The 15,360-nt window shown below is 62.4% G+C and carries 14 protein-coding genes; 13 read left to right on the top strand and 1 reads right to left on the bottom strand.

Annotated features, from left to right (window positions below; translation table 11 throughout):
* Positions 1-17: 17 nt before the first annotated feature.
* Entirely contained in the window at positions 18-455 is a 438-nt protein-coding gene (gene aprB / locus MRX98_RS02000; RefSeq protein WP_246902572.1) for an adenylyl-sulfate reductase subunit beta, read from the bottom strand.
* 466 nt (positions 456-921) lie between these two features.
* On the opposite strand from aprB, the gene MRX98_RS01995 reads away from it, so the two are divergent.
* The 13 genes from MRX98_RS01995 (at position 922) to MRX98_RS01935 (ending at position 14,841) form a co-directional block, all read left to right on the top strand.
* Entirely contained in the window at positions 922-1,650 is a 729-nt protein-coding gene (locus tag MRX98_RS01995) for a YkgJ family cysteine cluster protein (RefSeq protein ID WP_246902571.1), read from the top strand.
* 463 nt (positions 1,651-2,113) lie between these two features.
* Positions 2,114-2,896 (top strand): DUF3450 domain-containing protein, encoded by a 783-nt coding sequence (locus MRX98_RS01990; protein ID WP_246902569.1) that lies wholly within the window; start codon positions 2,114-2,116, stop codon positions 2,894-2,896.
* Positions 2,893-4,347 carry a MotA/TolQ/ExbB proton channel family protein gene (locus MRX98_RS01985; RefSeq protein ID WP_246902566.1) on the top strand — a complete coding sequence of 485 codons (1,455 nt, stop codon included), beginning with the start codon at positions 2,893-2,895 and terminating at the stop codon, positions 4,345-4,347. Before MRX98_RS01990 ends, MRX98_RS01985 begins: the two co-directional genes overlap by 4 nt.
* The gene (locus MRX98_RS01980) at positions 4,344-5,009 is read left to right on the top strand and encodes a MotA/TolQ/ExbB proton channel family protein (RefSeq protein ID WP_246902565.1); all 666 of its coding nucleotides are present in this window, start codon (positions 4,344-4,346) and stop codon (positions 5,007-5,009) included. Before MRX98_RS01985 ends, MRX98_RS01980 begins: the two co-directional genes overlap by 4 nt.
* A complete protein-coding gene (locus MRX98_RS01975) occupies positions 4,958-5,377 on the top strand; it encodes an ExbD/TolR family protein (protein WP_246902563.1) in 420 nt (139 codons plus the stop codon). Before MRX98_RS01980 ends, MRX98_RS01975 begins: the two co-directional genes overlap by 52 nt.
* Before the next feature lie 83 nt (positions 5,378-5,460).
* Entirely contained in the window at positions 5,461-6,111 is a 651-nt protein-coding gene (locus MRX98_RS01970) for an energy transducer TonB (RefSeq protein WP_246902561.1), read from the top strand.
* A gap of 89 nt (positions 6,112-6,200) precedes the next feature.
* Positions 6,201-7,559, top strand: coding sequence for a tetratricopeptide repeat protein (locus tag MRX98_RS01965; RefSeq protein ID WP_246902559.1), 1,359 nt, complete (start codon positions 6,201-6,203; stop codon positions 7,557-7,559).
* A 114-nt stretch (positions 7,560-7,673) separates the two neighbouring features.
* A complete protein-coding gene (locus tag MRX98_RS01960) occupies positions 7,674-7,862 on the top strand; it encodes a CooT family nickel-binding protein (RefSeq protein ID WP_246902557.1) in 189 nt (62 codons plus the stop codon).
* 429 nt (positions 7,863-8,291) lie between these two features.
* Positions 8,292-10,418 carry a TonB-dependent receptor gene (locus tag MRX98_RS01955; protein ID WP_246902555.1) on the top strand — a complete coding sequence of 709 codons (2,127 nt, stop codon included), beginning with the start codon at positions 8,292-8,294 and terminating at the stop codon, positions 10,416-10,418.
* A gap of 117 nt (positions 10,419-10,535) precedes the next feature.
* The gene (locus MRX98_RS01950) at positions 10,536-12,200 is read left to right on the top strand and encodes an SAM-dependent methyltransferase (RefSeq protein ID WP_246902553.1); all 1,665 of its coding nucleotides are present in this window, start codon (positions 10,536-10,538) and stop codon (positions 12,198-12,200) included.
* A gap of 63 nt (positions 12,201-12,263) precedes the next feature.
* Positions 12,264-13,049, top strand: coding sequence for a DUF4198 domain-containing protein (locus tag MRX98_RS01945; RefSeq protein ID WP_246902551.1), 786 nt, complete (start codon positions 12,264-12,266; stop codon positions 13,047-13,049).
* Complete coding sequence (locus MRX98_RS01940; RefSeq protein ID WP_246902549.1) at positions 13,049-14,392, top strand: APC family permease; 1,344 nt, start codon at positions 13,049-13,051, stop codon at positions 14,390-14,392. The genes MRX98_RS01945 and MRX98_RS01940 overlap by 1 nt, the downstream gene beginning before the upstream one ends.
* A gap of 5 nt (positions 14,393-14,397) precedes the next feature.
* The gene (locus MRX98_RS01935) at positions 14,398-14,841 is read left to right on the top strand and encodes a DUF4198 domain-containing protein (RefSeq protein ID WP_246902547.1); all 444 of its coding nucleotides are present in this window, start codon (positions 14,398-14,400) and stop codon (positions 14,839-14,841) included.
* Positions 14,842-15,360: the final 519 nt, after the last annotated feature.

Genomic DNA, 15,360 nt, shown 5'->3' with positions numbered 1-15,360 from the left:
GGGTTGAAAACCTGCCGTTACACGGTCGCCTGGGGGGTCGGCAAGGTGCGGCCGTCCGCCTCTTCGGTGGAGAGCAGTTCGCTTTCCAGGTCCTTGCCTTTCAGGTCGTCGTAGGCGTTGGCGGCGCCTTCGGGAGTGGTCCGGATGGGGAACTTGAAGCGTTTGATGAGACCATTGCGGAACTTACAGGTCCACATCACATCCTCGGTACCCATCATGGGCATGATCGAGCTTCCCAGGGGCACGAAATCGGCATAGCCGCGCACTTCGATGGCCTGAGTGGGGCAAATTTTTACGCAGGAAAAGCATTCCCAGCACTGATCCGGCTCTTGGTTGTAGGCCTTCATGGCGTTGGGGTCGAGGACCATCAGGTCGTTGGGGCAAATGTACATGCAAGCGGTCTTGTCGCCACCCTTGCACCCGTCACATTTTTCCTGAATGACAAAACTTGGCATTTACGATACCTCCTAAAGTTGGTTTCACGAATTGAACCAATGGACTCCGTTCTTGTAAATCTGGATCAAGCGGTTGTTTCCCACACCTCCCTTCATTTTGGTGTCTTGTTGACGGTTTTTTCCAGTCGCTGGATGGATATGTTCTTTTTGCCGCGACGGTGCCGCCGAATCGTGCCGCAGGAGCGGCACCGTATGTTTTGCGACGAAATTTCTATCATAAATTCAATAAGTTATAAATCAAACAAGATTAGATGAATATCATCAGAGGGCAGGCTTGTCAACGATTTTTGGCGAAACGGGTCGGTCGGTCGGGCCTGTGGCGCGATGTTGCGACACTTCTTCCACATGTGGCGCAATGCGCCGGCCGAATCACAAGATGTAGGGGCGGAAAATCCCTTCGCCCATTGCATCCGGGCCGGCGGGAGGTTATGGTGACGTTTTGGTCCGAAACAACCGTGGAGGCATTATGGAATCAATGGATTCGCCTGAGATTTCGGCTGTCGCGCCCGAGGACACCTTCACCTTCGACTGCCATCCCGGCGTACCCTGTTTCAATGCGTGCTGCCGGGATTTGAACCAGGCGCTCACTCCTTACGACGTGCTGCAATTGAGGCGCTATCTGGGCCTTTCGTGGCAGATTTTCGCGAGGGACTACGCCGCCGTGCACACAGGACCTTCCAGCGGTCTGCCGGTGGTGACCCTGCGCTTCGGCGACCGGTCGGACGGGCGGTGCCCGTTTGTCACTGCCCAAGGGTGCCGTGTTTACCCGGCCCGCCCCACCTCCTGCCGCCTCTATCCACTGGCGCGGGGGTTGCATCGCAACCGGGCGGATGGACGGTTGACCGTTCACTATGCCCTGTTGCGCGAACCCCACTGCCGGGGCTTTGAGCAGTCGCAGCGCCGGACGGTGGCGGACTGGATCGACGATCAGGAATTGACCGCCGGCTTGGCGGCCAACGATGCGCTGATGGAGCTGATCGCCCGCAAAAACCAATATTTGCCCGGTCCTCTGCCGCCCGGTCAACGGCAGTGGGTTTTGATGGCGCTCTACGATTTGGATGGTCTCAAGGCCGCCGCTTCGCAGAACAGCCTGCCGGCCGGAGAACCCAGTGGGCCGCCGCCGCTGGCGGCAGAGGATGATGGACCGTGGCTGCAATGGGGCCTGGCATGGATTCAGGGGGTCCTCTTTCCGTAATCGTAGGGGCACGGCATGCCGTGCCCGAACGGGAGGATCGGGTCCTATCGGGCACGGCGTGCCGTGCCCCTACGGGAGGATCGGGTCCTATCGGGCACGGCGTGCCGTGCCCCTACGGGATGCAAACGATTCAAAAACCCAACAAACCCAATCAACCCACTTGACCCGTGCGGTTGGTTTTGGTATGCACAGGCTGGTTGTTCTAATGGCGTCATGAAGACGCCGCAGCCTGATCCGCCGTGAGGTTGCTGGGTCGATCCTTGATCGGCGCGGTGTGATCGGGTAAGCCGATTTTAAAAAATATGGCAGCTTGAATCCCGCAGGGGTTGAATGCTGCCGCAGTGGACATAGACACCAAGGCCGGGAAGGTCGGAACGGGAAGAATCCCGTTATCTGACCTTCCCGGCCTTTTTTTTCGGCCCCACTTCCGGGTGCCGGGACGAGAGACACAAGGGAGGCATTTTTGAAACCCTCGGCAGTAATTTTTTGGGTCCAGGTGGTTTTGGTATTGATGGTGGCCGGGGCCGGTTGGGTGTTGCCCGCCGCGGCCGACCTGGGGGGGCGTGTGGAGCGCTCGGTGGGTGAAGCGGTGACCCTCCGGCAGCAGACCCAGGCGGCTGAGGAGCAATGGCGGGAGGAACGCAGGTCGTTGGTGGCGGAACTGGATGCGCTGGAACAGGCGCAAGCGCAGCTGCGCGAGCAGACAGCGCTTTTAAGTGAAGCCGTGGCAGCCGCCCGGACCCGTGTGGCAAGCAAGGAGAAGCAGTTGGCGGACATCGAGGCGCTTTCCACCCGCATCCGGCCTTTTCTGGAGGACCAGGTGGATCGCCTGGCGGCTTTGATCGCGACGGATGCGCCCTTTTTGCCCGAGGAGCGGCGGCGGCGTCTGGAGGGGTTGCGCGTCATGATGGAGGACCCCGACACGGCCATCAGCGAAAAATTGCGCAAAACCATGGAGGCCTGGTTCGTGGAGGCGGAGTACGGCGACACCATCGAGGTGTACCAGCAGACCATTGCATTGAATGGCAACGGGGTGTTGGTGGACATCTTCCGCCTCGGCCGTCTGGGCCTTTTTTACCAAACCCTGGATGGTCGGCAGTGCGGCGTGTACGATGTGGCCGCCAAGGCGTGGCAGCCCTTGCCGGACCGGCACAACCGGGCCATTCAGGCAGCGCTGGCGATCGGCGCCCGTCAGAAACCGGTGGAGCTGTTGACCCTGCCGCTGGGGAGGATGGTGGCCGAATGAGAACCGGACGATTGTTTTTGATCCTTCTGGCCGGCGTGCTTCTTAGCGCCCCCATGTCCCTTGCGGCGGAGGACATGCGCGAGCGGCAGGTGCAGGCCGAACGGGCCCGCCAAGAACTGTTGGAGAAAGCCGCCTCCGAAAAGCGGGCGGCCGAGGCGGCGGCGGCCGAGAGTCGGGCCCGCATCGTGGCCGACCGCGATGCCTTGACACGCGCCGTCGCCGCGCTCAAACAGAGCAACGACCGGTTGACGGCCGAGGTGGATGCGCTGGACCGACAGCGCAGCGATCTTGCCGAAACCGAGCAGGATCTTGACGGCCGGTTGGCGGAAACCGACAGCATGGTGCGCGAAATGGTCGGCGCGGTGCGGGTCAATGCCAAGGACCTGGAAGGGTTGCTTGCCCAGAGTCCCCAAACCGCCTTGAACCCGCCTGATCTCGCCTTTTTGCGGGACATCGCGGATCAGGCCCTTTTTCCCGGAATGGACGACATCCGGCGCATGGCCGACATGCTGCACGACTACATTCTCTGCTCCGGCCAGGTGCGCCGCACCCGGGGCACCATCGTGGACCGCGGCGGCCATGAGACCGAGGCCGAGATACTCGTTCTGGGCAATTTCACCACCGCCTACCGTACCGCTGAAGAAACGGGGTTTCTCAACTATTCCCCCGACAGCCGCAAACTGTTCGCCCTGTCACGCCTGCCCGCCCGCGGCATGCGCAAACAGATCGACGGCTATTTGGACGGCCGTTCCGAGGCGGTGCCCATGGACATCTCCCGCGGCGGCGCCCTGCGCCAATTGACCCATCAATTGCGCCTGTGGCAGCAGGTGCCCCAGGGCGGCCCCATCGTGATCCCTATTCTGCTCATTCTGTTGGTCGGCCTGATCATCGTGGCCGAGCGCACTTTTTTTCTGTGGCGCCGGCGGATGGATGACGAAGGCTTGATGGCACGGCTGGACCAACTGGTGCGGGAGGGCCGTTGGGATGCCTGCCGCGAGTTGTGCGCCACCCACGTCGGTAAACCGGTGGCCCGGGTGCTGGCCGCCGGTTTGAAATATGGCCGGATGGCCCGCGCCGAGATGGAAAACGCCCTCCAGGAAGCCATATTGAAAGAGGTGCCGCCCATGGAACGCATGCTTTCCACCCTCGGCATGCTGGCCGCCATCGCGCCGCTGCTGGGCTTGCTGGGTACGGTGACCGGCATGATCGGCACCTTTCATGTGATCACGCTGCACGGCACCGGTGATCCGCGGATGATGTCCGGCGGCATTTCCGAAGCCCTGGTGACCACCATGCTGGGCCTTGCCGTGGCCATCCCCATCATGCTGGCCCACACCTTGCTGAGCCGGGGCGTGGACAACATGGTCGGCAACATGGAGGAGAAGGCGGTGGCCCTGATCAATATGGTGGACCGGCACCGTCCATTGGACGGGGATCAAGGCCGATCATGACGGCCTGGTTGCAAAACGGCCTCGTGCTGCTCAGCGACTACCTGCGTGCCGGCGGTGCGGTCATGGCGCCGCTGGTGGTGGTGAGTGTGTTGATGTGGCTGCTGATCGCCGAGCGGGTGTTGTTTTTCCGCCGTCTGGAGCGGCGCAACATGCCGGCTGACCAGGCCCGGATCTGTGTGCGCGAAAATCGCCTTCCTGCGCCGCAATACGCCGAAGGCGCCGTCGCTCTGTTGGTCGGCGAATTCGTCGTTCACCGCTCCGGACGACCCGCATTGGACCGGGCGATGCTTGACGCGACGGTGCAGCGGCTCCATCGTGCCCTGACCCACCGTCTGGCCCTCATCGGCGTGTTGGCCGCGGTGGCGCCGCTGCTGGGCTTGCTGGGCACGGTGACCGGCATGATCGCCACCTTCGACGTGTTGGCCGTGTTCGGCACGGGCAATGCCAAGGCCATGGCCGGCGGTATTTCCCAGGCCTTGATTACCACCCAGACAGGACTGATCGTGGCCATTCCCGGGCTCTACATGAAAGGGTTTCTCGAGCGCCGGGCCCGCATCGTGGGACAACGCATCGCCTCCGTGGGACTCAATTTGCAAAGAGAGATTTCGTCATGCTCAACATCAGTGCCACCCGAAAAAGAAGCCGCGCCGGCACGGAGCTGAACATCGCGCCGTTGATCGACATGGTGTTCATTCTGCTGATTTTTTTTCTGGTCACCACCAGTTTCGTCAAGGAGACGGGCATCGAGGTGACTCGGCCCACCGCGGCGACGGCCGCGAGTCAACCCAAGGCCACCATTCTGATCGCCATCGACCCGGACAACCGGGTGTTCATGGATCGCCGGGAGATCGACATCCGTGCCGTGCGCGCCAATGTGGAGCGCGCGCTGGCTGAAAACCCGGAAGGGGCCGTGGTGGTGGTGGCCGATCGCAGCAGCCACACCGGCACCGCCATCCAGGTGATGGACGGGTGCCGCATGGCCGGGGCGTACAATGTCTCCCTGGCCGCCGGGTTGCCGGAGGAGCGCTGAGGGGGTTGGGTTTGTTGAGTTTGTTGAGTTTATTGGGTTTGTTGGGTTTTTTGGGTTGAGAGGTGTGAGCATTGGGTTCGGGGATGGGGGATAGCCGGCGGGTGTGGGTTTTGGCCGTTTTGGTGGCGGTGGGAGTGAACCTTCTGTTGTTCGGGTTCATGCCGTATCTGTCGCGGCCGGTGCCGGCGGCGCGCGGCTATGACACGTTGGTGCCGCAAATTCAGGTGATCCGTCTGAAACGGCCCGAAACACCGCCGGAGCGACCTGCGCCGGAGCTGCCCGAACCACCCAAGACGGTCGCACCCGATGAGGCGCCCCGGCCGCCCCGGCAGCAGACGGCGAAATTGCAGTTGCCCTTCGAAGTGGCGCCCCGTTTGCCCGCCGGGCCGGGTACCCTGGCCCTGCCCGTCTTCGACCTTTCAGCCATGGATTTACATCCGGGGGTGTTCGAGGCGGGGGACCTGGACCGGCAACTCTTGGTGCTGTCGCGCATGCCGCCGGTCTACCCGATCAACGCCCGGCGCCAGGGCATCCAGGGATGGGTGACGGTGCGTTTCATCGTCAACGAACAGGGGCGAGTGGAGCAGATCACCATTCGGGAGGCGGAACCGCCCGGCGTGTTCGACCAGAGCGTGATGCGCTGCGTCGGCGGCTGGCGATTCGAGCCGGGCACCGTGGACGGTCGCCCGGTGAAAGTGTGGGCCGAAACGACGCTTCATTTTGAATTGGAATGAACCGGCCTTGGTGGGCAGTGGGGGACGTCAATGCGAGGCGGGCGGTTGTCGCCGTCTTCGCCCCGTGTTTCAAGGCAAGGAGAAATTCGATGAGAACGGCAAAAGGGGACATGGTGTGGCGCCGGGTGTTGCTGTCGGCGCTGGTGGGTCTGGTGCTTTGGCCCTGCGTCACGGCCGCGGCGCCGATCTGGGATCCCCAAGATCTTCCAGCGGCGGTGCGCGTGGTGCTGGGCGAGGCCGGCGGATTGATGGACAAGGGAAAGGTCGACGAAGCGGTGGAAAAACTGCTGGCCTTCGAAGCCCGGGGCCGATCGACCGAGGGGGGGGACGGCACGCCCCATGCCGTCTATTCCCATCCCATGATCCATTTCGCCCTGGGCAACGCTTATTTGCTGCAAGCGGCCCACGGCCGGGCCCGACAAGCCTTTGAGCAGGCGGTGGGTCTGCATCCCGATTGGGTGCCCGCTTGGCTGAACCTGGCCAAGACCCACTATGAACTGGATGCCCCCGCCGAAGCGGCCCGTTGTTTTTTCATGGCCTACGAAAAGGGCGAAGAAAAGGATGCCGAGCATCTCTATTTGAGTGCCGCGAGTCACCTCATGGCCCGGCAGTACGATGCAGCCGTCGCCCGCTTCGATCAACTGCTGGCACGCCATCCCGAGCAAATGCGGCCGGAGTGGCGCGAACACCTGGTCCATGCCCTGCTCAGCAACGACCAGCCCCGTCGGGCCTTGTTCCACATTCGCCGCCTGGCCGGCATCTACGACGGCGACAAGCGGATTCAATGGCAGGAGATCCTGCTTCACCAGTACATGCAACTGGAGATGCACGCCGACGCCCTGGCCCTTGCGCGGGACTTGGTGGACGAGGCCCCCACACTGGCCAAATGGTGGAAGGCCAAGGCCCACCTGCATCTCAACACCCAGGACCACGCCCCCGCTCTGGTGGCCATGATTGTTTACAGCTACCTGACGGACTTGACCCGCGAAGAGCAGCAGCTGCTGGCCGATTTGCACCTGCAGGTGGGTATTCCGGACCGGGCCGCACCCCTTTATGAATCCCTGCTGCAGGCTGGAGCGGCCGACAAACGGGTGGTGCGGCACCTGGTGACCGCCTTGCGCCGAATCGACCGGGCTGATGCGGCCTTGGCCCGGCTGGAAAGCCACCCCGCGTCGGGTGAAGACCCTGATTTGTTGATGCTGCGGGCCGATCTGCTCTACGAAATGGAACGGTATGCCGAAGCGGCCGGCGCCTATCGCCGGGCGGCGGCGCGCAACAGCCGTCAGGCCGGGCAAGCCTGGCTGATGGCGGGGTATGCCGCCTGGCGAACGGAGGACTGGGCCGCCAGCCGCCAGGCCTTCGAGCGGGCGGCCCGATTCGAGCGCCAGCGCAAACCGGCCCTGACGGCCATGCGGCGTTTGCAAAACCAACAGTCACGCGCCAATTGAGGGTGGCCGGCAAGACCTGCCGCCCAAGGTGTGCGACACGCACACGGTACCGCCTTGCGCCGCGCTCGTTGCAGCCAACCGGTACCGACATTAAACCGAAGGAGGGCCCGCACCATGTGTGAAGCCAATGTGTACATGGAACAAAACGGTAGGGAAGATCTGCTGCTGGCGTCCGTGGATGTCATCGAACCGCAGGCGGACGGCTCCCTGCGGATGGTCAACATTTTCGGCGAGCAGAAGGTCGTCCGGGCAGCGATCAAGTGCATGTGCCTGGTGGATCACCGCATCGTTCTGGCGCCGTAGAAGGTTGAGAAAAGGATGGCCTGCAGGCGTTGCAAGCTTGAGAACGCCAAATACAGGAAGAAAAGACAGCCGCCCTCCGGCCAGGGGTGGGGCGGCTGTCATGGGATGAACCTCCCGGTGAAGGGAGCTTCGGTTGTCAGAATATCACCGAAGCTTTCCGGGCGTCAAATGGGGAATGGACGACCCGGCAGGAGTTGAAGCACGCCACATCGGCATGGTCATCGTGGTCGGGGCGCGCAAAAAATGGATTCGCATTTCAGGTGTTCGGCATCGGGTTGCAACGGCCTGAATCAAGGAAGCGTGAAATGCGGCCTTTTTTGCCATGAGCTCTGAATACAAGACCTTGCACGATGCCTCGCGGGCCCCTGCCTGATCCGGCCGGTTCCGAACCGCAATGGAAGTCGGTAAACAACGGAAAAGGAGAGAACAGTGAAAGGACAAGGCATCGGAAAGTGCGCGCTCTTGGGGGTCGGCCTTTTATGGCTGCTGGCGGCCGCCACTGAGGCCCGCGCTGCGGAAACGGAACAGGAAGTCCAGCAGATCGAGGATATGACCGTCACGGAAAAGGTCGGCGCGCCCGGTTTGCAACTTGCGCCCGGGCAAACGGTCATCGAAGTGGAAAAATTCGACGCCATCACAGAAAGCGGAAGCGTTGTGGACCTGCTGCAAACCCAGAGCATCATCGATTTTCGCGGTGACACGGGCCTTGACCCGGGCGTGGACACGGTCTACATGCGGGGGTTCGACAGCGGCCGTTTCGTCACCGCCATCGACGGGATGACCGTGCAGAAAACGGGTGGCCGCAAGTCCAGTAACGTCGTGGATTGGGCCACGCTGCCTTCCCACACGGTGGAAAGCATCGAGCTATTGCCCGGCCCCCATTCGGCCTTGTACGACAGCAAGAGCATCGGCGGCGTGGTCAATATCAAAAGCGCGCCCCCCCGGCTGCGGGATACCCTGAAACCGTCGGCTCGTCTGAACACCAGCTATGGTTCCTACAACACGCAGAATCACAGCTTGGCTGTCAACGGCGCAGTGCAGGCGCTCTCGTATGATTTCGGGTATCGTCATTACCGTACCGATGGCTACCTGCGCAACACCGAGACGAAAATCGATAACTACTCCGGAGGGTTGGGGTTGGTTCTGCCGCTGAATGGATATCTCAAGTTGAGCGCGGCTTACTCCGATGTGAAACGCCAGGCGGCGATCAAAAACATCCCCGGCGCGGATGATTACGATCCGGATTATCCGACCACCGAGAGCGGCGCCTTCAGTGATTGGCAGAAACCCACCTGGGACGGCGAATCCCATGAATACCGACTCGGCTACGCCCAGAATCTGCCCATCGGGCGTCTGCAACTGGGCGCCTATCACAGCAAGTCCACTCGGGGACGGCACTATTACAACGACGAAGCACAAACCAGTCGCAATACAGGCGTGACCAGCTGGTGGTCCCAGGGCGTGAAAATCATGGATGCCATCCGCTGGACCGACCGGCACGAGACCACCATCGGCATGGACCTGACCCAGATGTTCGACGGCAGCGACAAGGATGAACGCATCCGCAAGACCGGCGGGTTCGTGCAGCACCAGTGGCGTCTGCTGCCCATGGTGGACGTTAAGCTGGGCTTGCGTCATGAAACCCTGCGCATCTGGGTCACCGGCTCGGGCGCGATTACCGGGCGTGAGGCGACAACCATGCGCCGTTGGGACGAACTGATCCCCAAATCCTTCATCACCTGGCGGATGGGCCACCTGGCTCCCTGGCTGCGGGACACTTCCCTATCGGCCGGGGTGAGCAAAATCTGGCGCGCACCGGACGCCCACGGCGATTACAACCCCCAGGGCCGCCCCGCCGGTGTGTGGCTCGAACCCGAGCACGGCATGGGTTATGACCTGATGCTCAACCGCCGCCTGTGGCGCGATATCGGGCTGCGCCTCAATTACGGTTTTTACGAAATCAAGGACTATATCGCCTCCAACAGCTCCTATGCGAAATATTCGGGCGCCGATGCCGGGGCCCTGCGCTATAGCGATTACAAAATCAACGTGGAGAAAATGCAACGCCACGGCGTGGACGTGGATCTAGGCGGTCACTTGACCGACACGTTCTCTTTCTATCTCGGGTATGCCTGGCAGAAATTGTACAACAAGGGGGAAGAGCCGGCCGGCTATGACGCAACGGATCGGCGGGCGGAGCACATCCTCAAGGCGGGATTGCGCTATGACCTGTTCGCCCGCACCACTTTGAAGCTCGATTACAACTACCGCAGCGCGGAGGTGCGCACCCGGTCCGACCTGATCGCCGAGGCCGGGGAGATATGGAATGGAGAAGTGCTGGACGAGGATCTGTACGATTTTTATGAGCAGAAAAACCCAGGCTACAATGTCTTCGATTTCGCAATCGAGCAGGTACTCTTCAAACAGGCGGGGCCGCTACGCAATGCCCGGCTGAAGTTCTATATCCAGAACTTGTTGGACGAGAAATATTTTACTTCTTCGCTCCACCCGGCCACGGACCGCACGTTCGGCGTGTCGCTCAACCTTCAGATGTAAGTCCGGAGGCGGCAAAACGCCGTTCATTGTCGATGATTTCGTTGGCGCTTCGCCCGGTCAGGGCGAAGCGCTCGACCCATTTCCGGCAAGACCCGTACCACAAGAAAGGAACATCCCATGTCATATGCTCAAAAACCCGTTCAATGCTTGTGCGCCGCCTTATCATTGGCGCTATTGGTGATTACCCTTGCCGCCGGTTGCGCCGCCACCGGACCATCGGCAGGATCGCCCGCCGCGCCGGGCAGCTACCAGGTGGTGGCCACCGGGCCGGGGGACGTGGACCTGATCACCCCCCGGGCACTGGCCGCCATCGCGCGGGCCGACATCGTCTTCTGCGAACCCCGGCAACAGGAGCAGCTGGAAGCCTTCTTGAGCTTCGACGGCAAACAGGTCCTGGCCGGTTACGGGGTGATCTTCCCCTACTACGGTCGGGACTGCGCAACGGTGCCGACGGACCAGCCCAGCCGCTGGTCCATGAGCTGCGAGCAGTTTCAGGAAAAGCAGGCCGATTTCGTGGCCCGGGTGCGGGCCGCCGTGGCCGCGGGACGGCATGTGGTGCTGCTCTCGGGCGGGGATCCCACCATCTACGGGCCCGCCATGTGGAGCCTCCATGCCCTGGCCGACCTGAATCCCGGCGTGGTGCCCGGCATCAGCGCCTTCAACGCCGCCAACGCCGCCTTGCAGGTGCGCCTCGGAGAGGTGGTGCTCACCGCTCCCTTCCAGCGCCCGGACCGCAAGGACACCCTGGAAAACTTCGCCGGCAACGACCAGGCGACCCTGGTGATCTTCATGCCCCGGGAGATGCCGGCCATGCTCCAGCGGTTGCAGGCGGCTTATCCCGCCGAGACCCCCGCCGCCGTGGTGGTGCGCGCCGGTCATGCGGACCGGGAGAAGGTGATCGTCGGCACCCTGGCCGACATCGGCGAGCGCCTGGACCCCGCGGAGGCCAACATGTCCCTGTTCTACCTGGGGCGCTCTCTGAACACGGCCCAATATCGTCCCGCAAAGACCGCCGACGCCCGTAAGGGTCGATTCTACCTGTTGGGCATGGGGCCCGGCGACGCCGACCTTGCTTCCCTGCGGGCCTTGGCGGTGATTGAAAAGGCCGACCTGATTTTTGCCCGGCAGCGACTGCAAGAGCGCTTCTCCGCCCACCTGGAAGGCAAGCAAGTATTGGACGGCTACCATCGCCTTTTCCCCTTTTACGGACGTGACTGTGCCGCGGTGACCGCGTCCGAGCGTTCCCGCGAACGGATGAGCTGCGAGCAGTACCAGACCAAGCAGGCCGAGTTCGCCGCCATGGTTCGCGCCGCCGTGGCGGAGGGCAAGACGGTGGCCCTGCTCGACAGCGGCGACCCCATGATTTACGGCCCCAATGCCTGGACCCTGACCGAACTGGCCGATCTGCCGACGGAAGTGGTGCCGGGTCTCAGCGCCCTCAACGCAGGCAATGCGGCCCTGGCCACCGGCGTGACCGAAGGCAAGAACAGCCACTCGGTGATCCTGGCATCGGGTTGGACCGTGGAGCGGATGGCCGCCTACCAGGCCACCATGGTGTTGTTCACCATGCGCACGGAGTTTAAAACGTTCATCGACGCCCTGGCCAAGCACTATCCGCCCCACACGCCGGTGGCCATCGTGCAGAGCGCGGGCTACGCCGAACGCGAAAAGGTGCTGCGCGGCCGGCTGGACACCATCCTGGCCGAAATGGACGCCGGCCGGCTGCCTTTCGAGTATCTGCTCTATGTCGGGGATTTTCTCGAAGGCCGATCCCAGTGGTGATTGCCGGCGGATTGTTTTAACTTTTCCTTGAACCAACCAGCATTCCATGGAAGGACTACTGAAATGCCGATAAAAACATTTTCCATCACGCTCTGCTGCCTCCTGGCGCTGGTTCTGACCGGCGCGGCCCAAGCCCATAACCTCTGGCTCAACCCGGACAACCACTATCCGGCTGTGGGGGAGACCGTCACCATCGCCATCGGTTGGGGACACAAATACGGCGCGGATCGTTCCGATGAATCGGTGCGCGCAGACCGGGTGGCCGAAATCTGGGCGCTGGATCCCGATGGCCGCACCATCGCGCTGGCACCCGAGGAGGGTCCCGCCTTCAAGCTGAAGGTGGATAAGGCGGGGGTCTATCAGGTCGCCGCGCGCATCAAACCAGGGGTTTTCACCACCACGCCCCAGGGACGCAAATGGGCCGATAAAAAAGGGGTGGAGAACCCCATCAAGTGCACCGCTTTTAAAATCGAGGCCCAAACCATCGTGGTGGCCGGTGATGGGGACCGCAATCCGCAAGCAGGCACCGGGCTGCCGCTGGAACTGGTGCCCCTGGCCAATCCGGCCCGGTTGACGGCCGGTAGCGAACTGTCGGTGCGGGTGCTGTTCCGGGGGCAACCCCTGGCCGGAATGCCCGTGCGGGCGGTCTTTGCCGGTTACGCGGAAACAGCGCCTAAGGAGAAGCCCTTTGCCGTGGAAGCCGTCACCGACGACAAAGGCGAAGCGACCCTGGTCCTGGATCGCGCCGCATACTGGCTGATCCACCTTTCCCACACCATCGCCCACCCGGAACCGGATCGGTGCGACGATGACCGTTACAACACGGCCTTCACCCTGCAGGTGCGCTGATGCCCACCGCCTCATCCAGCGACGCCGGACTGGTCAAAACCCTGCGGCCCATCGATGCGGTGATGATCGTGGTGGGCAACGTGGTGGGGGTGGGTATCTTCACCACCACCGGCTTCATCGCTGCCGAGCTGCCCGACGCGCGCCTGATCATGGGCGCCTGGCTGCTCGGCGGCCTGCTCACCATCCTCGGCGCCCTGGCCTACGGCGAACTGGGGGCCGCCTTTCCGCGGGCGGGCGGGGATTACGTCTACCTGCGGGAAGCCTACGGCCCCCTGGCCGGTTTCCTGGTGGGATGGGTGGGGTTTTTCATCATCAATCCCGGCTCCATCGCCGCCCTCGGCCTGGGCCTTGCCGAATATCTGCTGCCCCTGGTGGTGCGGGACCCGGAGGCAATCGGCAGCGGCATGAAGAACGGGACGGCCCTGGCGGCCATCTTCAGTTTTTCCCTCCTCAACTATGTCAGCCTGCGCTGGGCCAGCCGGGCCCAGAACCTGGTCAGCGGCCTCAACCTGCTCACCATGGTGCTGATCCTGGCCGTCGGCTTTCTCTGGGGGTCCGGCAATTGGGGCCACCTGACCCACCGCGCGCCCGATGCCGCCCTCGGCGGTCTGTTCGGCCCGGCCATGGTGTCGGTCTTCTTCACCTACAGCGGCTGGTTCGTGGCGGCCTACGTGGCCAGTGAGATGAAAGACCCCCAGCGCACCTTGCCCCTGGCCTTGCTTGCCGCCAGCCTGGTCGTCACCGTGCTCTATCTGCTGATGAACCTGTTCTACCTCTACGCCCTGCCGGTGCCGGAGATGGACGGCATGGTGGACATCGCCCGCCGGGCTTCGGAGGCGCTGCTGGGCAGCGGTGCCGCCATCTTCTTTTCCATCATGATCCTTCTGGGCATCCTCGGCAGCCTCAACTCGGTGATACTCACCGCCCCGCGGATCTACTTCGCCATGGCCCGCGACCGGCTTTTCCCCCGGTTCGTGGGGCGGGCCCACCACCGTTTTCGCACCCCGCACCAGGCCGTGGTCGTTCAGGCGGCCGTGGCCGCGGTCATGGTGCTGGCGGGGACCTTTTACCAACTGCTGGCCTACACCGTCTTTTTCATGCTGCTCACCTCGGTGGCCACCGTGGCGGGCCTGTTCGTGCTGCGCCACCGGCGCCCCGACCTGGAGCGCCCTTTCAAAGTCTGGGGCTACCCTGTCACGCCGCTGCTCTTCATCGCGGCCTACGCCTGGATCGGCGTGCGGCTGTTTCTCTACAACCCCACCAACGCCCTGATCGGTCTGCTGATCGCGATCAGCGGCGTGCCATTCTACTTTTTCTGGAAACACAAGGCACAAAAGGAGTAAGTGCAATGCACCCGCGCACCTGGATTCATTTGTTGCTCGCCCTGTTCGCCTTTCCCACAATGCTTCAGGCCCACGGCATGGTGTGGGAAATCGCCACGCGCGAAACCGTCACCATCCTGGCCACCTACGACGACGGCGACCCCATGGCCTACAGCGACGTCAAGATCTTCGCCCCCGGCGAATCCCGAATCGAACACCAGAACGGCCGCACCGATAAAAACGGTCATTTCGCCTTCATTCCCGACACCCCCGGCCAATGGCGCATCGTGGTCGACGGGGGAATGGGCCATGTCATCAACACCACCTTCGAAGTGGACGAAACCCTCACCGTGGCCGGCGACACCGCCGTCAGCACCCCCCACTCCCGCCTCCACGGCATCATGGCGGGTTTGGGGCTTATCTTCGGCCTGACCGGGATCGGCTTTTACTTCCGTGGTCGGCGGAAGTAAGTTTTGTTAACAGATAGTGTTAAGTTTTAAGTTAATGAATTCTATCGTTTTTAGGTGGGTGAGGGGGGGTGGCGGATGGGTGCTTCCACCCATTGTGCATAACCGCCTTGTGCATTGCACCCACCGTAGGGGCACGGCACGCCGTGCCCGGGCAGCCCCGATCCTCCGGCAAGGGCACGGCATGCCGTGCCCCTACGGGGGGGGTATTCGCCCGTGTGGCCCACATGGGCCGTTATGAGGTGGGTGCAGAACCATAGGATGTGCTGGCGAACGATAAGCCATAGGATGTGCTGACGAAGGAAGCGCATCAAAGCCCTACCGGGCCGTTTTAAATTTTAAGTTAATGAATTCTTGCGATTATAAGAATTTGAGGGAGCTAGAGAGGGTTGAAGTTGAAAGGTTACACCCATCGATTGTGATGGTGATCACGCGAAATCCCTTACAGCCGCGCCGACCACAAAGGGTGTTTTTCCACCGTAAAAGCGATATCGCCTGTTCTCGCACGGAGGCGGGTGGGGC

It is taken from the genome of Desulfatitalea alkaliphila (assembly GCF_022968795.1).
Classification (GTDB): domain Bacteria; phylum Desulfobacterota; class Desulfobacteria; order Desulfobacterales; family Desulfosarcinaceae; genus Desulfatitalea; species Desulfatitalea alkaliphila.
Note: the sequence above shows the minus strand (reverse complement) of the source record. Positions and strands in the feature narration are given on the sequence as shown.